Raw genomic sequence first — 21651 nt, forward strand, 5'->3', positions numbered from 1 at the left:
CCGTGCCACCAGGCCGCTGTCCCGGTCGCCCAGATCGCCCCGGTCACCCGGACCGGCCCGCGACGGCACCCCCCGACGGCTTCCTGCCCACGGACGCCGCGCAGCGGCCCTCGTGTGCCTCGCGGCCCTCGTCCTCCCCGTGAGTGCCTGCACCCAGGCGAAGGGCCCTGAGCAGGCCGTGACGGTCACGCAGGTGCAGTCCCTCCCGTCCGGGAACCACGACAGCGACCTGCTTCACCTGCTACCCACCGCGGGCGGCAGCATTGATGTCGTCACCGACTGCGACGAGGAGACCGAGGTCTGCTCGAGCGCCGTGGTCAGCCGGGACGCCGTGGACGACAGCCTTCAGTGGGTGGTGGAGCTCACGCCCGCCGTCCATCTCTCCTCGTCCTGCCCGCCGCCCACCGGCCTGTATGGCGAGTACCACCTCGGCATGGACTTCTATCTCTCGGAGGCCTTCGGCCCGGCCGTCGTCAGTCCTGACGGCCGCCACATCGCGATGGTCACCTGCCCAGCGCTCGAGCTCGACGACGACGGCTGGTACGTCACCGACCAGCGCAGCGGGATCGTGGTCCTGGACGCCGCGAGCGGTCGGATGGTCCGCACCATCGAGGTCTCCGGGTACGTCCTGGGGCAGGTGCTCACCAACGACGCGCTCGTCGTCCAGACCGCCCAGGACGTCAACCCCGCGCTCGAGGGCACGCTGACCATCGCGCCCCTGACCGACACCTCAGCGGCACCCACGACCCTGCCCGCCGACCAGTGGCTCGTCGGGTCGGCCGACGGCTCGGTCCTGCTCTCACCGCGGCGCGCCGCGAACGACTGCCGTTTGGACCCTTGCGGCCCGATGGCCGTCACCCGGATGAGCACCGAGGGCACGGTCCTGGAGACGATCCCCGGTGTCGAGCGTGTCTACCCGGGCGGTTGGGTCAAGCGCTTCACCGACCCCTCCGCGGCCGTCGACCTCGCCGTCGAGGACAGCACCAAAGACCGGGAGGAGCGGGACCGGAACGCCCGGGCGGCCCTGGGACGCGAGGTCCTCGACCTCGACTCCGGCGCCACCGTCGACGTCACCGGCATGGACGTGGAGCCCACCGCCCTGCCCACCGGCCCGGGGCTCCTCGTCTCCCAGCCCGCCGACGACGAAGGAGACCCCGCGGCCACGTCCACCCCGGTCCTGTGGCTGAGCGCCGCCGACGACGGCCGACCCCACACCGAGGGCCTCGAGGCCTTCAGCCGGTGAGCACCCGCCCGAGCACCGCCGATTCAGCCGCGTCCGACAACCGGAGACCCCCCACGATGCCTGACCCAGCCCACCTCCCCCGTCACCCGCGCGGACGTGCCGCCCACGCGGCCCGGGTCGTGCGCGCCCTGCGCCTGGGAGCGCTCATCGCCGTCGCGGCCCTCGTCGTCCTGCTCGTGCTCACCTGGCCGAGCTCCGCCCCCGACCTCGAGGGCAACAACGTCAACATCGTCATCACCGGCCTGTGGATCGGCTTCGTGTGGGCCGTCGCCAGGCTGCAGGACGACCTGCGGCGGGTGGGGACGGTCATCGGCATCCTGCTCACCGCCCTCCCGGGACTTCGCGTCGTCCGGGCCGTCCTGGGCGCCTGGTGGGAGTCCTACCGGGAGTCAAGCGTCGACGTGCCCGTCCTGCTCGTCGTCGCCGCGACGACGACCGGGGTGATCGCCCTCATCACCCTCGACATCCTCCTGCTCCACCTGCGCAGGAGCACCGGGATCGGGCGCACTGACCCGAACGACCCCGCCCGCTGGAGGCCTCTGCGCGAGCCGCTCCCGGAGGAGCCCGGGCAGGCGCAGGGGCCCGGCGGCACCGGTGGGCCTCGGAGGTGGGTGACCGCGACCGCCACGGCCCTGCCGGTGGTCGTCTTCCTCCTCGCCGCGACACTGCCCACGGCCGCCCTCCGGCCCGTCAACCAGGTGATCGCCTCCCCCGTGCCCCAGGCCGAGCTGCCGCAGCGCCCGACGATCCCGGCCACCGAGGTCTCCTGGACCTACCGGACCGACGGCCTGCTCGCCATGGCAGCCGGCGCTGCCGGACCGATTCTCGTGCGTGACGGCGAGGTGGAGGCCCTCAACCCGGACGACGGCACGACACGCTGGAGGTACACGCGCCCGGGGGCGTCCTTCACGGATCTCAGGCCCAGGATCACCGAGAACGAGGAGGTTCTTCTCGTTGTCTCACCCGATGCCCGCCACCTCGCCCTGCGCATCGCCGACTACGTCAAGGTCCTCGACATGAGGACCATCGTGACCGTCGTCCTGGACGCCGTGACCGGGGAGGTCGTTCTCGAGCGCGAGAGCACCACCCTCGACACGCTCCAGCTGACCGACTCGGTGCTCCTCGACGGCTACGACGCCGTGTCCCTCGACGACGGGCGCACCCTGTGGAGCCTGCCCCGCCCGGAGCAGGACGAGGACCCCGAGCCTCAGGACCCCGACGACTGGACCGGTCCCGTGGCCTACTCCGGTCCGGCCGGGCACTCGACGCTCATCGTCGACGTCGACTACGAGGACAACGGCTCGTCCCTGACGACGAACGCGACCCTCACCCTGGTCCCCGAGGGGGACCCGACCGCGACGACCGAGGTGCCTCACGTCGCCGTCGACCCCGCCGCCGACAGCGTCGTCGTCGTTGACGGCTGGACAGGTCAGTACTCGGCCGGGGCACCGGTGATCCAGGGCTACGACGGGAAGGACGACGTCGTACCCGGCTGGGACATGCAGGCGGTCAACCTCGACGAGCTCGCCTCCGGTGCCGACGGGAGCAGCCGAACGATCCCGCTGGGCCAGGCCCCCGGCATCCACGGAGCGGCCTCGACCGCCGCCGGAACGCTCGTGACCCTCGCCCCCGTGACCGCCGCCGGAGTCGAGGGGCGCCCGGCCACCACGGGCCTGTGGGTCGGCGCGGTCCTCGACACGATCACGGGCGCGGTCTCCCCCGGTGACCAGTACCCGGGCCTGGCGGCAGCCCGCCTGGGGACGACACGCACGGTCGACAACGCCGAGGTCACCCGCTGGGTCACGGTCGAGCTGGCTGACGGCAGCCCGCCCGTCCGCCTGCGGATCGACCCGACCACGGTCGTGAACGCCGCGCGCTTCGGCGGCTGCTCCCCCCAGCAGATCAGCGGCTGGGGGTACCTGGATGACTGCGCGGCTGCGATGAGCGCCCCGGGGGTCATCGTCATCGCCCTCGATGCCGGCCGGTACCCGGAGAACGCGCACATCCTCTACGGCCTCGTGGGGCAGAGCCGATGAGATCCGCACCGATCCGCAGACTGTTCGCCACCGTGCTCAGCCTCACGGTCCTCACCGCCTGCGCAGCCGACCCCGTTCCCGAGGGGGCACCGACTCCGGGGCCTCCTCTCGAGGCGCAGGTCGGGCCCGGGCCCGGCGCCTCGGCGCTCATCACGCGGACCACCGACTCGGGCTCAGGCACCTGGGAGGTGGAGCTGGAGATGGAGTCCCGGGATCACGTCGGGAGCACCGTGCCCACCCCGTCGGGGCCCATCGTCGTCCTGACCGACAGACCGGACCATGAGGACCTGGCCTCGTGGAGCACGATCGTGGCCTGTCTGGAGGCGGGGACCGGGAGGCTGCTGTGGAGCGTCTCCATCAACAGCGGGCTGGAGAGCCCGTTGAACACGTACCGTGCTCAAGGCAGCCAGCACGAGTACGTCGGCGTCTCCCCGTGGTACGCCTATGGCGCGGGCGCCGTCGTGGTCAGCCCGGACGGCCGGCACGTCTCGCTCCAGCTCAAGGCCAACGACTACGCGGCGCCCGCCGACAGCCGGACGACCTTCGTCGTCCTCGACACCGCGACCGGCGACACCGCGCGCGTCGTCGAGGTCAGCGGCCTCGTCCTCAACCAGGCGCTCACCGACACCGAGCTCGTCGTCCAGACCGCTCAGGACACCGTCCCGGCGGGCAGCGGCCGGCTCCTGGCTGCCTCTCTCACCGATCCCAGGGCCGAGCCGACGAGCGTCCGCACCGACCTGTGGCTGGCCGGCTCGACCACCGACTCCGTCCTCCTGTCACCCGTGGACCTGGGGACCTGCTCGATGGCCAACTGCGCCGCGACCACCATCACCCGCATGACGACCAGCGGCCGGGTCATCGAGACCATCGCCTCGGTCTACCGCATCCACAGCGCGGGACGGGTCGAGCGGTACATCGACCCCGCCGCAGCCTCACCCCTCATCAACCCCGTCATCAACACCAGTGGCGCCGCTGAGCAGGATGTCGCCTGGCTGTCCACCCGGCGCGAGGTGCTCGACCCGGCCACCGGCACCTCCGTTGAGATCACCGGGCGAGAAGCCACGAGGATCACCCTGCCCACCGCACCCGGTCTCCTCCTGAGCACGGCGACCGCCGAGGACACCGACGCCGACGGGACGCTGAGAGTGCGCGCCACCCCGACGGGCTGGATCGCAGGACCAGGAGACGGCGAGGGCCAGATCCACGACGGTCAACCGATCTCGGTGCGGTTCGAGTACCCGGACGAGGCCCCCAAGGCGGTCACCGTCTCGGCCTCCCCCGAGTCCCTCGACGATCAGTAAGCCCCTGAGTCACGACAGGAACGACACGATGAGTGACGAGCTGAACGACGCCCGTGAGGGCGCTGACTCCCTGACGGCTGTCGGCGGCGGTGCCGACGGCGGCGCCGCCGCCTCGGGCGACCGCACGACCGGCGACAGGAAGGGCACCTCGGGCGACCGCACGACCGGCGACAGGACGGGCGGCCGGGAGCCTGCGGACGTCCTGTCGCCCACTGCGCCCTCAGTCCGCGGCCATCTCGCGGTCAGGACGCTGAGGGCGCTGCGGCTGGGCTGCCTCCTCGCACTCGCCGTGGCCTACGGGCTCAGCGTGCTGTGGGGCAGCGGCCTGCCGATCGACCGTGAGGCCCTCGTGCCGAGGGCTCCTGTCATCCCGATCGCTGCGGCCGCCTGGTTCCTGGGGCTGTTCGTCGCGTGGCGGCCTGCCGACGGAAAAGAATTCCACGACACCCCAGCCGCAGTGCGCTGGATCACTGTGTTCTACTCGGTCCTGGTCGTCGTCGTCATCGCCTGCGCCGCCATCGGGTCGGTGCACGTGGCTCGGGTGTGGTGGGAGGTCCACCGGTACTCCAGCGTGGACCTCGCCGAGCTGCTCGCCGTCCTCATCGGGATCGTGGGGACCGGGACGTTCCTCGTCACCGACCTGCTCCTGCGCCTGGTCTACCGCACCCGCTCCCGGCTCGTCCCGGCGCCCCCACCGGGCAGGTGGCCCCTGCGTCACCTGCGCCGCCCCCTGCACGGTGCCACCGGCTGGGCCCGCCCGGGTCTGGTCGCCGTCGCGCTGACCCCGAGCCTCGTGCTGGGGACCGCCGCCGCCATCACGCACGCGTGGCCCGAGACCCCCAACCGGCTCACGACCGAGCAGGCTCTCCCCGACCCGCTGCCCGTGCCGGGCGTCCTCGCCCCCGAGGCGGGATGGAGCCTGGACGTCCCGGACCTGCTCGACGTCGCTGCGGGCGCCGCAGGGCCGATCATGCTCACCCCTGGTGGCCTGACCGCCCTCGATCCCCGGGACGGGTCCACCGCGTGGACCCTGGAGCGGGAAGGCGCCAGCTTCGCCTCCTTCCGCTCCTCACTCACACGCATCAGCCGCTACTCCCCCTTCATCGTGACCAGTCCCGACCGCCGGTACCTCGCCGTGAGGGTCGAGGGGCCAGGGGACGACGTGCTCCTCGACGAGGAGACGACGGTGGTCCTGACCATCGACTCCCTGACCGGCGAGGTCACCGGGGAGCACCTCCTCGTCGACGGAGGCGTCCAGCTGACCGACAGCGCCGTCCTGTGCGGTGAGACCGCCTACTCCCTGAGCACCGGCGCGGAGCTGTGGCGCATGGGCGGTGAGAGCACCTCAGGATCCGGCGAGGAATGGGAGGGGTTCCCGGACTCCTACTCGGGCCCCGCCGGCCACGCCTCCTTCATCCTGTCGGTCGACAGTACAGACACCGACATCGTGGGGACGACCGTGGACCTCCATGTGGTCCCGGACACCGACCCGAGCGCCGGCGCGCGCGTCACCGGCGTGATGGCTCACGACGACCTCGAACCGCTGGTCGTCGACGGATGGGTCGGCCTCTACACCAGCTCGACGGGGTCCGCCGCGGAGGGCTGGCCCGCGCAGGCGGCTAGCCTCGACGCCCTGGCCGGGGTCCCAGGGGTTCCCGACGACAGGGTCGACCTGGGCCGCACCGTCGGCGCCAACGAGGCCGCCTCGGTCGCGGTGCAGGACTTCGTCGTCCTGCCCACGGGCGTCCCGGACGATCCGGGCTTCGAAATGAGATACAGAGACTGCGGGTGGGAGACGACCTCCATGGTCCAAGCGGTTCTCGACCTCGACACGATGACGGTCACGCCCCCGGAACGGACCCCGGGGCTGGCCGCAGCCACGATCGGAGGAACCCTCCTCGACCTCGGGGAGGCGGTGGCCCCGGCGCTGCGCATCCAGCCCGGTGACGGGGGCGCAGCCACGACGATCCCCGTCAGCCTCGACCCCGCGACCGGCGAGCCCGAGGAGAGTGTCCTGAGCAACCAGCTCCCCGCAGGGCCCCACGACCTGTGCGGGGCGAAGACGGACGACGCCCCGTACAGGGCGCTCAGCTCGCCAGGGGTGGCGGTCATCGTCCTCCAGACGACGCCCAGCCTCGATGCGACCGACTGGAACGACACCTACCGCCTCTACGGCGTACCGGGCGCCTCCTCCTGACGGGCCACCAGGGCCGCCCACACGGGTCGCCCTGTCACAATCTGCCGCAAATCACGTCGCCCTGACAGACGCCTGCCGGACATTCCGCATGATTCCGCCAGCGTCCGCACCGCACTGCCCACCCGCCCAGCATTTTGCGGCAGATCGTGACACACGAAGCGTCCTGACAGGGCCACCGCACCGTCCGGTACCCGGCACCGCACCGTCCGGTACCTGCCACCGCACCGTCCGGTACCCGGCACCGGGTACCTCGTTGGCTAGGCTCGCTGTCGTGACTCAGCAGCGTCCCTCCGATCCTTCCGAGCGCCACGTCGAGTACGTGTCCGGCGAGCCCGGCGCGGGCCCCTCGGCGGTCTCGCCCGCCTCTGCCGCGGACGGCCCAGGAGACGCAGCCGGGCCGGGTGGGCCAGGCCCGGGCGGGGCGGGAGGCGGCCGCGAGCGCGCCGCGATCCCCCACCAGCAGTCGCGCCCGGGCCCCGAGGACGACCGTCTCCTGGCCACCGGTGAGCGGGTGCGCCCCTCCTCGGCCCGTCAGGGCCCGCCCGAGCGCAGGCCACGTCCCACCCAGGAGGAGATCCGCCGCCAACCGGGCAGGCGCGCCTGGGTGCCCAGGCAGCACGGCGCCTGGTCCATGCTCGTCCTGCCGCCGGTCATGGGCTGGGTCGTCGGCGGAGTGAGCTGGGTCAACCTCCTGCTCCTGCCCGCCTGGTGGGGCGCCTACTTCGCCTACTGGGCCTGGTCGCAGTGGCTGCGCACCCGCTCGGCGGGCCGGCGCGCCCTGCTCGTGCTGCCGCTGGGCGTGTACACGGCGTGGACGGCGATGCTCGCCCTGCTCACCGTCATCGCGGCGCCCTACCTCATCCAGTGGGCGGTGCCGCTGGCGCCGCTGTTCGCCGTGGCCGTCCACCAGGTGTGGCGCGGGCACGAGCGCTCCCTCGCCTCGGGCCTGGCCACGACCGCCGCCGCGAGCCTCATGGCGGCGGTCACCTACAGCGCCGCGGTCGACGGCGCAGGGGGCTTCCTCGGCACGGGCGGGACGCCGGGGCTGCCCGGCGCGAGCCCCAACGGGGAGCTGACCGGCTGGGCGTGGACGTGGCTCGTCACCGCGCTGACGGCTGCCTACTTCTGCGGGACCGTGCCCTACATCAAGGCGATGATCCGCGAGCGCTTCAACATCCCCCTGCTCGTCGGCACCGTCCTGGCCCACGCCGCGGTGGCAGCGCTCACGGCGTGGCTGGCTGTCGGCGGCTACGTGTCCTGGGCGCTTGCGGCCCTGTGGGTGGTTCTGGCGGTGCGCTCCCTCGTCATGCCGCTCATCCAGTGGCACCTCGCCCGGTCCCGGCACCGTCCGCTGCGCCCGGGCGTCATGGGGGTCGTTGAGATCGTCATGTGCGTCCTGCTCCTCGTCACGGTCGCCGTCTCCTGAGGACGTCACAGTCCCTGACGAGGTCGACTACCTCCCCGTGCGCCCGGCGCCCGGCCCGCGAGTCCCGGACACATCCCGGCTCGAGTCGGCACCTCCCCGTGCGCCCGGCGCCCCGTACCCGGAGAGCCCCTGCGGCAGGCGCCCTGCGGGCGCGAGGGCGGTGCGAGGCCGGTCGCCTCAGACCGCGCCCCGGTGGGGGTAGGCGGCGGCTGCGGCGAGCACCCGGTCGTTCTCGGCCGGGGTGCCGACGCTCACCCGCACCCCCTCGTTCCTGAAGGGCCGCACGAGCAGGCCGGCCCCGGCGAAGTGCGCGGCGAGGTCCTCGGCGCGCCCGCCGACCCCGAGCCAGAAGAAGTTGCCCTGGGCGTCGGGGACCTCCCAGCCGTCAGCGCGCAGAGCGGCCACGACGCGGTCGCGCTCGGCGGCGACGGCGGCCGACCTGCGGGCGGTCTCGGCGCGCGCCTGCGGAGCGAGGGCGGCCAGCGCCGCCGCCTGGGAGGGCAGGCCGACACCGAAGGGCGTCGAGACCGAGCGCACCGCGCCGATGAGGCCGGGCTCGCCCATGAGGTAGCCGACCCGCATGCCGGCCAGGGCGTGGGCCTTGGAGAAGGTGCGCGCCACGACGAGGTTCGGGTGGTGCTCCAGGAGTCCGAGGGCGTCGCCGACACGCGAGTCGGTGACGAAGTCGAGGTAGGCCTCGTCGACGAGCACGACGACGTGCCCGGGCACGCCCTCGACCAGGCCCCTCAGCTCTGCCCGGCTGAGGGCAGGCCCCGTGGGGTTGTTGGGGGTGCAGGCCAGGACCGCGCGGGTGCGCGGTGTCACGGCTGCGATCATGGCGGGGACGTCGTGGCGGGCGGCCTGGGTCAGCGGCACCGTGACGGGCTCGGCCCCGGCGACCGCGGCGCAGATCGGGTAGGCCTCGAAGGAGCGCCAGGGCATGACGACCTCGTCCCCCGGCTCGCAGACCGTGTCGAGCAGGTGCTGGATGAGGGCCACGGAGCCGTTGCCGACGACCACCTGCTCGGGGCTCAGGCCGTGGAGGGAGGCGAGGGCCTCCACGAGAGTCTGACCGGTCATCTCCGGGTAGCGGTTGACGCCGGCGGCGGCCTCGGTGAGGGCGGCGAGCACCGGGGCCTGGACCGCGAAGGGCAGCTCGTTGCTCGAGAGCTTGGCGACCTCCTGGCTGCCGGGCCGGGCGCCCGGGACGTAGGAGGGGAGGCTGGCCACGGAGGGGCGGATGCGTACGGGGGTCGAGGGGGCGCTCATGCCCCCATCCTCCCACCGGCTCCGGGTGGCCCGAGGCCGTGCGGGCCCCGGCGGGGCTGGGCGGGGCCCGGCGGGACCGTGCGGAGCTGGGCGAGGCCGTGCGGGCCCTACGGGGCCCGACGCCCGGCCCCGGGAGCTCGGCTGGAACGCCGAAGGCCCCGGCCGGCGGGGTGCAGCGGGACCGCACCCACAGCACCGGCACAGGAGGACCTGACAGGATGAGTCCATGGAGTTCATCGTGCGCACCATCGGGAACGCTGCCGGACTGTGGCTCGCCGTCGTCCTGCTCGACGGGATGAGCGTGCCCGGAGCGCCCTCGACACTTCTTATGATCGCCAACCTGCTCGTCGTCGGCCTCGTCCTGGCGCTGGTCAACTCGCTGGTCAAGCCGGTGGCGCGCTTCGTCGCCTTCCCGCTGTACGTCCTCACCTTCGGGCTGTTCGCGCTCGTGGTCAACGGGGCGATGCTCCTGCTCACCAGCCGCATCACCGACGCGCTCGTGGGTGTGGGCGCCGAGGCCGGGGTGGCGCTCGGCCTACACGTCGGGTCCTTCGGGACCGCTGTCATCGGATCGCTCGTCATCTCGGTCGTCTCGTCCCTCATCGTGAGCGTCCTGGGTCCGAAGGAGGAGTGAGACCGGCCCCGGCCGCGCCGCGGGGCCACCGGCCCCGGCCACGCCCCGGGGTCACGGGTCCATTCCCCCGGGCCACCGGCCCCGGGTCCACGGGCCGTCCCCGACGCGGCGGCCCGGGGTCCCCGAGGCCAGGAGCACCCGGGGTCCCCGAGGCCAGGAGCACCCGTCCGACCGCCGCCCCCGGCCTCAACGCGCCACGCGCCGACCTACGGGGACGGGTTCGCGGGGTAGGGATAGTACTGCCCCAGAGGGGCCCCGGGAAGGTAGGAGCCGGGGGGATAGGTGGGGGGATCCACGGGGGGATCGTCGGGGACTCCGGCGGACTCGCGGGTGATGTCGAAGATCATCTCCGTGGTCTGCGCTCCGTCCTCCCCGACCCCCGTCAGGGCCGCGAGCCCCTCGTTGTACTCGTCGATGCTCGGGTGCCCCGCCATGCCCTCGGTGGTCTGGGCGTAGACGGACTGCCCGTGCGGGTTGCCCTCGATGCCCGAGTCGTTGGAGTCGATCGTGACCACCGTGCGTGAGGTCGTGCGCGGGGTGAGCGCCCCGTCCAGGGCGGGCACGGAGTCCCGGACGTCCTCGACGTGCACCGCCGTGACGTCCGAGGGCAGGACCGCTCCTGCGGTGGGGGCCCCGGCGGTCAGGACGCTCGTGATGTCGAACTGCTCGGCGATGGCCGGGTCGGAGGCGATGTTGACCGCCGTGGCCCCTCCCTGGGAGTGTCCGTAGAGCCCCACCGGCTCGCCGGGCTGGATGCCCGCCTGCCGCATCGCGGTGACGACGGCGGCCTCCATGTCCGTCGGGCGTCCCGAGACCGCCTCGAAGTTGGTGAGCTGGTCCTGGGGGTTGGAGCTGCCCACGCCCCAGTCGCTCGTGCCGGGGATGACGACGACCCAGGAGTTCGTCCCGTCCTCGTGGGTGGTGCGCAGGATGGAGATCGCCCCGCTGTCGGAGTCGGTCGCCTTGACGGAGTCGGCGTACTCGATGAGGCCGGAGACGGAGTCCAGCGTGAGCGGGTCCCCCGCGCTGTCCGCACTGCGGGCGTGGCCCGACCGCGCGAAGGTCCCTCCCGTCACCGTCCGGCCCCTTCTCCAGTCCTCGGCGCCCATGGCGGTCACCGTCGTCCCCAGGCCGAAGGGGTCCTCCACCCCAGGGGGGACGGTCATGCCCTGCCCCCCGCGGGGGGTGACCGTCACGCCGGTCCTCCGGCCGTGCCAGTCCTCGCCCGTGGACTCCGAGAGCATCGCCAGGTAGTAGGCGACGCGCTGCATCGGGGTGAGCGAGGAGGTCTCGACCATCCTGGAGCCGACCTGCACCTGGTCGGGGAGCTTGCGGCTGATCGGCTCGTCGATGTCCTCGGCGATCCCAGCCAGGTACTGCTCGATCGTGGGAGACACGGGCCCCTGGGCCCGGGCTCCGAGACCTGCCAGGATGACGAGGACGGTGAGGTCCTCCGCGACCCAGTCCGCCAGGTCGGCGTCCTGGAGGAGGACCTGGGCGTTCTGCACCACGGCCGCCTGGTCCTCAGAGGCCAGGCCGGGTCCCGTGAGGCCCAGGGCGCGGGTGATGACCCCCGCCAGCGCGAGGAGCGAGCTGGCTGTCTTCCACCCGGGGCTGTACCCCAGGAGGCGCGCGGCGCTGAGCCACATGCTGATGGCTGTTGGGGTGGTTCCGGCCGCGCTCTCCGCGACGCCGTAGGTCTCGGAGGCCGCCGAGACCTGGGACGCGAGGTCGTGCAGGGCGGCGGCGCACTCGTCGAGGGAGCCTGTCAGGGTCTCGATCTGGGTGATCGCCGTCAGGCGCCGCAGCTCGAAGGCCAGCTGTGTGAGCGGCTGCGCGGTAGGGACAGTCAGCAAGGGAGACACCGCGAGGTTGAGCAAGGTGTAGAAGGCAGGATGGATGGCCCCTGCGACGGCCCACGGCATGATGCCGGTCGCGGGAGAGACCGCGGCCGATGACTCCTGCGCGCCCGCACCGGGGGCCAGCGACCCTCCGAGGCTCACCTGGTCGCCGGCCACGGCGTCACGCACCCCCGCCAGGGCGGCCCCGGCGTGGACGGAGGCGTCCTCGAGCCACTGCGCCGCGGTGGTGAGCGTGGAGGCGAAGTCGTCCAGGTCCTCGGTGCTCACCGAGTAGGCGCCCCCGGAGACGAAGACCTTGGTCCCCTCCTGCATGCCCGGCCACATGAGCTGCCCCGGGCGGCAGATCCCGGCGCTTCCCGCCGGCTCGGAGGGGTCCGCGGGGGCCGACGACGGCGTGGCGGAGGACACGGGGCGCTCCGCCGGCTCGGGGGGAGGCTCGGGCGTGGGGTCGGCTACCTGCTGCGAGGGGCTCATGGGGTCCCCCTCAGTCGGCGGCCGCGTCGTCCACCGCGGCGGCTGCGTCGTAGGCGGCGGTCAGAAGCGCGTCGAGCCCTCCGAGGAGGACGTGGGCGTCGTCGAGGTCGGTCTGGCAGGCGGAGGCCGCCAGGCCGGTCCACCCCAGGGGGATGAGGGTCGGCACCATCGAGACCCCTGTCTCGGCGTCGTCCCGTGCGAAAGAGATGTGTGTGGCGGTCATGGCTCGACGGTAGGAGACCCCGCGCTCCCACCGCTGGGGCCCTGTGGACGCGGCGCACGCAGGGGTGCACGAACCGCCCTTGTGGAGCACCTCGCCCCGGGGCAGGAGGGGAGGCGGGCCGTCGGTCGGCCCGCCCCGGCCGGTCGGGCGCGAAGGCGGCCCGCCCCAGGCCCACCGAGACCCCCGGCTGTCCCCACCGGCCTCGACCGACCCGACAGGAGGGCGGTCCGCCCGGCGTCGTCTACGCCAGGTCGCGGCGACCGGCGAGCCAGGCGCCGGCGGACAGCAGCACGGCCGCGAGCCCGGTCAGGACCAGTGCGCCGGTCCAGCTCAGTGACGGTGAGGCGTGCCCGAGGGTGAGGACCTGCGGCACGTGCTCGAGCACGGACAGGTCCCTCAGCCACTGGGGAAGGTCGAGCAGGTCGGCCAGGAGCGTGAGCATGGCCGTCCAGGCGAACAGCCCCCACGCCACTGGGCCCACGGCCCTGCCGAGGCCGGTGGCCAGGGCTCCCGCGCCGATAAGCGCGAGGCAGGCCGGCCACGCTCCGAACGCGGCGAGGAGGCTGTCGAGGGCCAGTTCCCGCTGCCCCGTCGTCGCCGCGCTCGTCAGCCCGAGGCAGGCGGCCCCCGCGACGAGGGTCGCCAGGCTGCCGACCGCAGCGGCCAGCGCAGCCGTGAGCACCCGCTGGCCGCGGGGGCGCGGGGCAGCGACAAGAGCCTGAGCGCGCCCGGCCAGCTCGTCGCGCCACGCCGAGCCCATAACCGCCACACCGGCCCCCGCCGCGACGAGCGCCAGGAAGGTGAGGACGAGCGACACGTAGCTGCGCGCCGCGAAGCCGCCCCCGAGGAAGGCCGCGAGGTACTCCGACTCCTGCACGATCGTGCCCAAGGACCCCTCGAGGGAGCCGGTCAGGCAACCGTAGAGGGCCGCCATGGCCACCGCCCCCACCACCCACCACGCCGCAGCGCTCGCCTGGACGCGCAGGGCCAGGGTCCACGGGCCGCGCGGGCCGGGCCGTCCCAGGCCGGGCCGGCTCGGCCAGGCAACCACCGGTGAGTCGAGGTCACGCCGGGCGGCCAGGGCCAGCGCGAGGAGGGCGACGCCGTCGGCGACGACGACGAGGACCACGGCCCAGCCCCAGGCCTCCCCGGTCCAGGGACGCATCGCCTGGGCCCAGCCGATGGGGGACAGGAGGGACAGCCAGGCCCCCGGCTGCCCCAGGGAGTGCAGGACGTCACCGACGGCGCGCAGGCTGAAGGCCGCGAGCAGCGCGAGGAGGGCAGCGCCCCGGGCCGAGCGCGCCGAGGGCGCGGTCTGGGCGGCCAGGAGCGCCGCGGCCCCCAGGCACAGCCCGACCCCCACCGACCCCGCCGTCATGGCCAGGGCCCCCGATGCGCCCAGGCCCCCCAGGACGAGCCCTGCCCAGACCCCCAGGCCCACGGCGGTCAGGCAGATATCGAGCACGAGCAGCACGACCCAGGCCTCGGCCCCGGGCCTCAGGGCGCCAGCGCGCACGAGCCCCGCCTGACCTGACTCCTCGGTGGCGCGGGTGTGCCGCACGACCAGGACGATCGCGAGCACCGCCAGCCCCAGGGCGACGTAGACGAGGAGCTCGTTGGCGACGAGCGCCGCCAGGCTCGGGGCGACGCCGTCGGCCACCGCCTCCATGCCGTGGCCCGGTCCGGTGAAGGCCGCCATGCTCGGGGTGCGTTCCATGACGCCGGCGGCCAGGCGCAGCTCCTCGGTGCGGTAGCTCCTGGACAGGGCGTCCACGGAGTACCAGCACAGGGCGCCCATGCCCAGGACCCACACGAGCAGGCCGCGCAGCTCGCGCAGGAGCATCGCCCTGGCGAGCGCGGCCAGGGCCAGGAGCTCGGCGAGCCGGTCCCCGACGACGAAGGGCTGGGTGTCGGCCCCGCCCGGCTCCTCGGCCCCGCCCGGCTCGGCCGGGCTCATGCGCCGGTCCCGGCGTCGGTGCCCGCCGCTGTGCGGGCGTGGGACAGGAAGACGGACTCTAGGTCGGTGCCCGGTGTCAGGGCGAGGTCGTCGACGGCGCGGCCGCGCAGGACGATCGTGGCGCGCGAGGCCAGGGCCGTCACCTCGGACAGGACGTGACTCGACAGCAGGACCGCGGTGCCCCGCCCGGCGGCCTCGCGCACGAGCTGGCGGAAGACCTCCTCCATGAGCGGGTCCAGGCCGGTGGTGGGCTCGTCGAGGACGAGCAGCTCGGTGTCCACCGAGAAGGCGGCGACGAGGGCGACCTTCTGGAGGTTGCCCGTCGAGTAGGAGCGGATGCGTCGGCTGGGGTCGAGGTCGAGGCGCTCGATGAGCTCGGAGCGGCGGGGGGCCGGGCCGGTCAGGCCCCGAAGACCCTCCAGCGCGTCGAGGGCCTGGGCGCCGGTCAGTGAGGGCCACAGGGCGGTGCGAGCGGGCACGTGGGCCAGGCGGCGGTGGATGCGTACCGCGTCGGACCAGGGGTCGGCGCCCAGGACGCGCGCCGTCCCGGAGCCGGCACGGATCATGCCCAGCAGGATCCGGATCGTCGTGGTCTTGCCCGCGCCGTTGGGCCCCAGGAAGCCGACGACCTCCCCGGGGTCGACACGAAGGTCCAGACCGTCCAGGGCGCGCACGGCTCGCCGCCCCCTGCCGAAGGTCTTGCTCAGGTCCTCGACCTCGACCGCCGGACTCGCAGCGCTGCCCATGCGGGCATCGTACCCCTGGGGCGCGGGAGCCCAGGAAGCGGTGGCCGATCCCGCACCTCGCACCTCCCCCTCACCGCGAGATCGGGACTAATGACACCTCGAGATCGGGGGAAGTGACACCCCGAGATCGGGGGAAGTGACACCCCGAGATCGGGGGAAGTGGTACGTCGAGGCTGGTCTTCTCACTGAGCCCCCGCCCGCGCGCCTCACCCGCCGCTCCGTCGACCGGTCATGTGACTGTCGACCGTCTATGTGACAGCGAAAGCCCGGTCGAGAGTCACATGACCGGTCGAGGGGTGACGGTGCGGGTCTCCGAGTGATCCTGCCAGACCTACAAGTAGAAGGATCGGCACGACCCCACCGCGTGCAGTCCGGGTCCACGAGCCCAGGCGGGCAAAGACCTACGACGGCCCCGCCAGGACCGCGCCCGGGCGACCGAACCACAACCGACCGGTCCAGGCGTCATGGCCCTCCTCCTTCACCGTCATGGTCGTGGTGCGTCACGCGCTGCAAATGGTGTACAGCCGGGTGTCAGGGCAGCGGTCAGGAGCCTTGAGAGGTCAGTTCCTGGTGAGTAAGGTTTACCTTACTCACCAGGGAGGGCGTCCGGGGAAGTCAGGAGGGCTGCAATGCCTAGAGGAGTCCAGGGCGCGGTGCTCAGGCTGCTGCGCGCCCCCGAGCACGTGCTCGCCGTCACAGAGGTGCGCGAGCTGCCCCCGTACACGGAGGTCACGGTCCGCTGCCCGACCCTTCTGGGCGCCTCCGCCGCCACGCTGCCACCGACCACCTGGGTGCGGATGTGGATCCCCGAGGGCGGCCGGGAGCACCAGCGCGCCTACACCCTGACCCGCGTGGATCGCGCCACGGCGACGGCGAGGATCCTGTTCCTGCACCACACGCCGTCGGGACCCGCCTCACGATGGGCTCGGACTGCTGAGCCCGGGGACACGGTCCCGGTCCAGCTCCTGGGCGGGACGAGCTACCGGCCGCCCCGGGAGGACGACAGTGTGCTGCTCGTCGGCGACGGCGCCTCCGCTCCCGCGGTCGCTGAGGCGCTGTCCCACGCTCCGGCCGGCTGCCAGACGCAGGTGGTCCTGGCCGCGCAGGCGGGCCACCTGCCACCGGGGGTGTCACCGGGCACCGGCTCGCACACTCTCACGCTTGTCGACCCCGGAGGCGGGCAGGAGCGAGTTCTCGCCGCGGTCAGTGAGGTGCTCGCCGACGCCGGGACGCCAAGCTGGGCGTGGGTGGCGATGGGCAGCGGGACGACACGCGCGGTCAGGAGCCGTCTTCTCAACGCAGGTGTTCCGCGCAGGTCGATCCAGCACCAGGCCTACTGGGTGCAGGGCAAGGCCATGGGCACGAGCGGCCCCGCGCAACCGGGCTGAGGCCGAGACCACGGGGCTGGCTCAGGGACCGCCGCGTACGAGTGCGGCCCGCGCGCCTCGACGCGCAGGGAACGGGTGTGCCATAAGTCCCGATCTCGAGGCGCCATTTCTCCCGATCTCGCGGTGCCATAAGTCCCGATCTCGAGGTGTCATAAGTCCCGATCTCGGGGTGCCATATGTCCCGATCTCGGGGTGCCGTATGTCCCGATCTCGAGGTGCCATTTCTCCCGATCTCGAGGTGCCATATGTCCCGATCTCGAGGTGTCATAAGTCCCGATCTCGGGGTGTCATAAGTCCCGATCTCGAGGTGCCATATGTCCCGATCTCAGCGGGGCGGGCGGAGCGGGCGGGGCGGGCGGGTCGGGCAGGGACGGGAGCGGGGGGGGCGGCCCGCCCTCATCACGCCGCCGTCATAATGGCACCCATGAGCCGTGAGCCCCGCGTCGACCTGTCCACCCTCACCCCACCCGTCGCCCTTGGCCCCCTGGACGGCCGCTACCGCGCGGTGGCGGCCCCGCTGACCGACCACCTGTCCGAGGCCGCCCTCAACCGGGCCCGCCTCCACGTCGAGGTCGAGTGGCTCATCCACCTCACCGACAACCGGGTCCTGCCCGGAACCCCCGTCCTGTCGGAGGCCGAGAAGGCCTACCTGCGCGGTGTCGTCGAGACCTTCGGTGCCGCCGAGATCGCCGAGCTGGCCGAGATCGAGGCCGAGACCCGCCATGACGTCAAGGCCGTCGAGTACCTCCTCAAGCGGCGCCTCACCCAGGCCCCGACCGTCCCGGGCCTGAGCGGCGCCGACTCCGGGCCCACCGTCCTGCCGGACCTGACCGAGGTCGTCCACATCTTCTGCACCTCCGAGGACGTCAACAACCTGTCCTACGGGGTGACGATCAGGGACGCGGTCGAGCGGATCTGGCTCCCGCAGGCCCGCGGGCTCGTGGCCGACCTGTCCTCCATGGCGCACGAGCACGCCGACGCGGCCATGCTCGCCCGCACCCACGGCCAGCCCGCGACGCCGACGACGCTGGGCAAGGAGCTCGCCGTCCTCGCCTTCCGCCTGTCCCGCCAGGTGCGCCGCGTGGAGTCCACCGAGTACCTGGGCAAGATCAACGGGGCCACGGGCACCTTCGGAGCGCATGTCGTGGCCGTCCCGGGAGCCGACTGGCAGGCGGTGGCCCGCTCCTTCGTCGAGTCCCTCGGGCTGACCTGGAACCCGCTGACCACCCAGATCGAGTCCCACGACTGGCAGGCCGAGCTCTACGCCGACGTCGCCCGCTTCAACCGCGTGGCGCACAACCTGGCCACCGACGTGTGGACCTACATCTCACTGGGCTACTTCCACCAGCGCCTGAGCGCCCAGGGCTCCACGGGCTCGTCGACCATGCCGCACAAGGTCAACCCGATCCGCTTCGAGAACGGCGAGGCGAACCTGGAGATCTCCTGCGCCCTGCTCGACTCTCTGGCCGCCACCCTCGTCACCTCCCGCCTTCAGCGGGATCTCACCGACTCGACCACCCAGCGCAACATCGGGGTCGCACTGGGCCACTCCCTGCTGGCCATCGACAACATCCGCCGCGGCCTGGCCGGGCTCGACGTCGACCGTACGCGCCTGGCCGAGGACCTCGACGCCACGTGGGAGGTCCTCGGCGAGGCCGTCCAGCAGGCGATGCGCGCCGCCGCCCTGGCAGGCGCCACCGGCATGGCCGACCCCTACGAGCGTCTCAAGGAGCTGACCCGCGGCAAGAAGGTCACCCCCGAGGGCATGCGGGAGTTCATCTCCGGCCTGGGCATGCCCCGGGAGGTCGAGGCGCGCCTGCTGGCGCTCACCCCGGCCACCTACACGGGGCTGGCCGACCGGCTCGTCGAGCACCTCGACGACTGACGGGCACGTCACCCGGGCCCGTCGTCAGGGCGACTGATCCGGGCACCTCAGACACAGGCGCCGCCTCGGGGCGCCGGCTCGGCCCCGAGCTGGCGGCACCTCGTCCCGTTTTCAAATCGTGACCTCTTCGTTATCATGGCGTGACCATGATGGCTGACGCCGCCATCTGGGCTACCACGCCTGTCGCGGTCGCGACGAATGAAGGACGGCCATGAACACCAGTGTCCTGAGCCCCGCATCGTCCTCCGAGCACTCCCCCACCCCCTCCCCGGGTCCGTCCGCGGTGCGCGCGGACCGGTCCCCCGGTGCGCCCTCCCACCGGTGGGCGCACCGCACCGTGACCGGGCAGCAGCCCGAGCTCAGGTCCTGGCCCACGCACGTTCCCCGATGGCTGCACGGGGTCTACCTCGTCATCGGGGTTGTCCTGATCGTCCTGTGCCCGTGGGGTGCGGTCGGCGAGCCCGGAGGGCTGCTGTTCCTCCTGGCCTCGCTCGCCCTGAGCGTGTCGGTACCGGCGACCTCCTGGAGCCCCGTGCCCGGCTCGCTCATGGCGCTCGTGGCCTTCGCCGTGCTCGCGGCCGCCCCTCAGGAGGCGACGATCGTGTCGACGGCGGTGCTCCTCAACGCCGCGACGCTTCACGCCCGCGGCGTGCCCCACGCCTTCGCCTGGGCCTTCACCCTCTCCCAGCTGCTCGTGTTCACCGTCGCCAACCGCGGCGCCTCGGTGGTGCAGGACGCGCTGCTCCCGTGGGGGCTGCTGACCGCCGTGGCGGTGCTCGCGGGCACGGCGGTGCGCATCGTGCGCGGCAACGCCGATCACACCCGACGGCGGGCGGCCCGGGCGCTGACCGCCCAGCGCCAGCTCATGGCCCGAGAGCTCCACGACACCTCGGTCCACGACATCACGACGATGATCATGCGAGCCGAGAGGGCCCGGACCCACACGACCGACCCGGAGACCCTGGCCGACCTCGAGCTCATCGCGAGCGTGGGCCACCAGGCGGTCGGCGAGCTGCGCGGGCTGCTGCACATGATGCGGCTGTCCGACGGCGCCTCCGCCTGGAGCACGGCCCTGCCCGCCGTCCTCGTGCCCTTTGACGAGCTCATCGGGCGAGCCGAGACCGAGCTGGGACAGGCCGGCATCTCGCTGACGACGCACGTCGAGGCCGACCTCGAGGAGCTGCCACGACAGACCCGGATCAACCTCGCCCGGATCCTGGGCGAACTGTTCGCGAACATGGGCAAGTACGCCGTCCGGGGCAGCTCCGCCACCGTCTTCATCGACCTCGTCCCCGGCCACCTGCGCTGCGTGGCCATCAACCGTGTCGACCCACGCGCCCTGGGTGGACGGCACATGCGCGGCTCGACGAGCTCGCAGCTCGGGCTCGTCGGCATCGCCGAGCGCGCCTCGGCCCTGGGGGGACGAAGCAGCTTCTCGGAGAAGGACGGTGTGTGGATGGCCCAGGTGACCCTCCCGACACCCTCGTGCCGCGCGGCCCAGGCGACCGGTCGCGACCCGCACCCCGGGCGACCGGCCCGCCCCCACCGCAGGCGCCACCGGCCGCGCCCGACGTCCTGCTCCCCGACCGACAACAACACCGATCGGAACGATAACGATAGGGTAGAGCCCGTGGACGTGGTGGACTCCTCCACGTCCCCTGCCTGACACCCACGTCCCTGAACCAGGAGCACTCTCATGAAGCGTCTCGCCGTCGTGTCCGCCATCGCCATGCTCGCCCTGCCCGTCCTCGTCACCGCCCCGGCCTCGGCCGCCACCGGCCTCCAGACAAGCCCCCAGGAAAGCGAGATCAGCAGCTCTCAGACGGCCGCCTTCGGCGCCGTGCCGACGAGGTTCGCCCCTCCGTGCAGCTACCTGACCCGCGTGTGGTGCCGGTTCTGGCTCCTCTAGATGATTGAAGAGCGGTGGGGTGGGGGCGCGGGCCAGGACGCACGAGGCCGGGGCTGATGACACGAGGCCGGGGCTGGCGGCACGAGGACGGGGCTTTGCGGTGAAACCGGGGGTCTGCGCCCCGGTCTCACCGCAAAGCCCCGTCCTCACCGACCGGGTCAGCGCCGAAGGACACCGGTGCCGACCAGGTGCCGGGCGGCGAGCCCCGCGACGCACTCCTCGGCAGGGCTGACCCCGAGCCGGTTGACGTCCATGTGCACGAGGTCGACCACCCGCCTGGCGCCGACCCCGACCCCGATCCGCTCGGTCGTGCGCACCGCGTCACCGGCGAGCTCGTCGAGGGCGCTGAGGTCCTCGGCCTGGCGCTCGCACTGCTCGACGACCCCGGTGACGAGCCCGATGAGCTCGTCCTGGGCGCGCATGCCGGCGGGAAGGCGCGCCCCCCAGGCGCGCAGGTGCGCCGCCAGCATCTCCTGAGCGGGCACCTGGCCGCGCACGGCGACCAGGGCCAGGAGGTGGGCGGCCAGGGCGACCCGCCCCTGCGGCCTCGGCCAGGTCCACACCCGGTGCGCCAGGCACCACCGGCTCGACAGGTCGAAGTGCCTCTCGGCGCGCTCGACCCCCTCGACCCCGCCGTACTTGGCGTACTCGGGTCCGTAGAGGGCCAGGCTCAGCCCCGGTCGGCCGGTGAGCGCCACCGGGATCGTGTCGGGCACGAGGCGCTCGGCGCGACCTGCCTGGGCTCGACGTGCGATCCCGTCGAGCGCGTCGAGCTCGACGGCGGCCTCGTCGAGGCAGGCCGGCTCCCCCTGGAGGCGCACGCGCAGGTGGTGCCCGCGCTGGTCGATGTAGCGCAGGAAGTGGGCGGACCGCAGCTCCAGCCGCGAGCGCAGGCCGGTGAGCCACTCACCGAGTCCTGGAAGGAGGACGTCGGTGTCGTCCCCCGCGCAGTAGACCCGCGCGTAGAGCCAGTCCAGGCCCTCCGGAGCCTCGTCCCCCCGCGACTCGGCGGGCACAGCGGAAGCAGTCGGGCCAGCCGGCCCAGCACGCCGCCCAGGGGCCCGACCACCCCCCGGTGCCACCGGAGCCTGCGGGGCCGTC

At 73.1% G+C, this 21651-nt stretch carries 16 protein-coding genes; 10 read left to right on the top strand and 6 right to left on the bottom strand.

Annotation, left to right across the window (positions count from 1 at the left end; all coding sequences use genetic code 11):
- The first annotated feature begins 139 nt into the window (after window positions 1–139).
- The 5 genes from EL245_RS07995 to EL245_RS08015 all read left to right on the top strand — a co-directional run bounded on the left by EL245_RS07995 (window position 140) and on the right by EL245_RS08015 (window position 8203).
- Entirely contained in the window at window positions 140–1243 is a 1104-nt protein-coding gene (locus EL245_RS07995) for a hypothetical protein (protein WP_161512779.1), read from the top strand.
- A gap of 56 nt (window positions 1244–1299) precedes the next feature.
- Entirely contained in the window at window positions 1300–3279 is a 1980-nt protein-coding gene (locus EL245_RS08000) for a hypothetical protein (RefSeq protein WP_126382662.1), read from the top strand.
- Window positions 3276–4580 carry a hypothetical protein gene (locus EL245_RS08005; protein ID WP_126382663.1) on the top strand — a complete coding sequence of 435 codons (1305 nt, stop codon included), beginning with the start codon at window positions 3276–3278 and terminating at the stop codon, window positions 4578–4580. The genes EL245_RS08000 and EL245_RS08005 overlap by 4 nt, the downstream gene beginning before the upstream one ends.
- Window positions 4581–4608: 28 nt before the next feature.
- A complete protein-coding gene (locus EL245_RS08010) occupies window positions 4609–6777 on the top strand; it encodes a hypothetical protein (RefSeq protein WP_126382664.1) in 2169 nt (722 codons plus the stop codon).
- Window positions 6778–7048: 271 nt separating this feature from the next.
- Complete coding sequence (locus EL245_RS08015; protein ID WP_232009665.1) at window positions 7049–8203, top strand: YwiC-like family protein; 1155 nt, start codon at window positions 7049–7051, stop codon at window positions 8201–8203.
- Between the two features lie 177 nt (window positions 8204–8380).
- Here EL245_RS08015 and hisC read toward each other — a convergent pair whose 3' ends face one another.
- On the bottom strand, window positions 8381–9472 hold the full coding sequence (gene hisC / locus EL245_RS08020; RefSeq protein WP_126382666.1) for a histidinol-phosphate transaminase: 1092 nt from the start codon (window positions 9470–9472) through the stop codon (window positions 8381–8383).
- A gap of 226 nt (window positions 9473–9698) precedes the next feature.
- Between hisC and EL245_RS08025 the strand changes: the two genes are divergently transcribed.
- Window positions 9699–10106: a phage holin family protein gene (locus EL245_RS08025; protein WP_126382667.1), complete on the top strand. Its 408-nt coding sequence runs from the start codon at window positions 9699–9701 to the stop codon at window positions 10104–10106.
- A 206-nt stretch (window positions 10107–10312) separates the two neighbouring features.
- On the opposite strand, the gene EL245_RS08030 is transcribed toward EL245_RS08025, so the two are convergent.
- The 4 genes from EL245_RS08030 to EL245_RS08045 all read right to left on the bottom strand — a co-directional run bounded on the left by EL245_RS08030 (window position 10313) and on the right by EL245_RS08045 (window position 15368).
- A complete protein-coding gene (locus EL245_RS08030; RefSeq protein ID WP_126382668.1) occupies window positions 10313–12442 on the bottom strand; it encodes a hypothetical protein in 2130 nt (709 codons plus the stop codon).
- Window positions 12443–12452: 10 nt separating this feature from the next.
- Window positions 12453–12665: a hypothetical protein gene (locus EL245_RS08035; RefSeq protein WP_126382669.1), complete on the bottom strand. Its 213-nt coding sequence runs from the start codon at window positions 12663–12665 to the stop codon at window positions 12453–12455.
- 241 nt (window positions 12666–12906) lie between these two features.
- A complete protein-coding gene (locus EL245_RS13860) occupies window positions 12907–14622 on the bottom strand; it encodes a hypothetical protein (protein WP_126382670.1) in 1716 nt (571 codons plus the stop codon).
- Entirely contained in the window at window positions 14619–15368 is a 750-nt protein-coding gene (locus EL245_RS08045; protein WP_126382671.1) for an ABC transporter ATP-binding protein, read from the bottom strand. The genes EL245_RS13860 and EL245_RS08045 overlap by 4 nt, the downstream gene beginning before the upstream one ends.
- A gap of 629 nt (window positions 15369–15997) precedes the next feature.
- On the opposite strand from EL245_RS08045, the gene EL245_RS08050 reads away from it, so the two are divergent.
- The 4 genes from EL245_RS08050 to EL245_RS08065 all read left to right on the top strand — a co-directional run bounded on the left by EL245_RS08050 (window position 15998) and on the right by EL245_RS08065 (window position 20550).
- Window positions 15998–16756, top strand: a complete 759-nt coding sequence (locus tag EL245_RS08050; protein ID WP_126382672.1) for a siderophore-interacting protein — start codon at window positions 15998–16000, stop codon at window positions 16754–16756.
- A gap of 424 nt (window positions 16757–17180) precedes the next feature.
- Window positions 17181–18641, top strand: coding sequence for an adenylosuccinate lyase (purB, locus tag EL245_RS08055; protein WP_126382673.1), 1461 nt, complete (start codon window positions 17181–17183; stop codon window positions 18639–18641).
- Window positions 18642–18852: 211 nt separating this feature from the next.
- The gene (locus EL245_RS08060) at window positions 18853–20307 is read left to right on the top strand and encodes a sensor histidine kinase (protein WP_126382674.1); all 1455 of its coding nucleotides are present in this window, start codon (window positions 18853–18855) and stop codon (window positions 20305–20307) included.
- Window positions 20308–20337: 30 nt separating this feature from the next.
- Complete coding sequence (locus EL245_RS08065; protein ID WP_126382675.1) at window positions 20338–20550, top strand: hypothetical protein; 213 nt, start codon at window positions 20338–20340, stop codon at window positions 20548–20550.
- A 158-nt stretch (window positions 20551–20708) separates the two neighbouring features.
- On the opposite strand, the gene EL245_RS08070 is transcribed toward EL245_RS08065, so the two are convergent.
- Window positions 20709–21566 (bottom strand): thiopeptide-type bacteriocin biosynthesis protein, encoded by an 858-nt coding sequence (locus tag EL245_RS08070; RefSeq protein WP_232009667.1) that lies wholly within the window; start codon window positions 21564–21566, stop codon window positions 20709–20711.
- Between the last annotated feature and the right edge of the window lie 85 nt (window positions 21567–21651).

The organism is Actinomyces howellii, assembly GCF_900637165.1.
GTDB lineage: Bacteria > Actinomycetota > Actinomycetes > Actinomycetales > Actinomycetaceae > Actinomyces > Actinomyces howellii.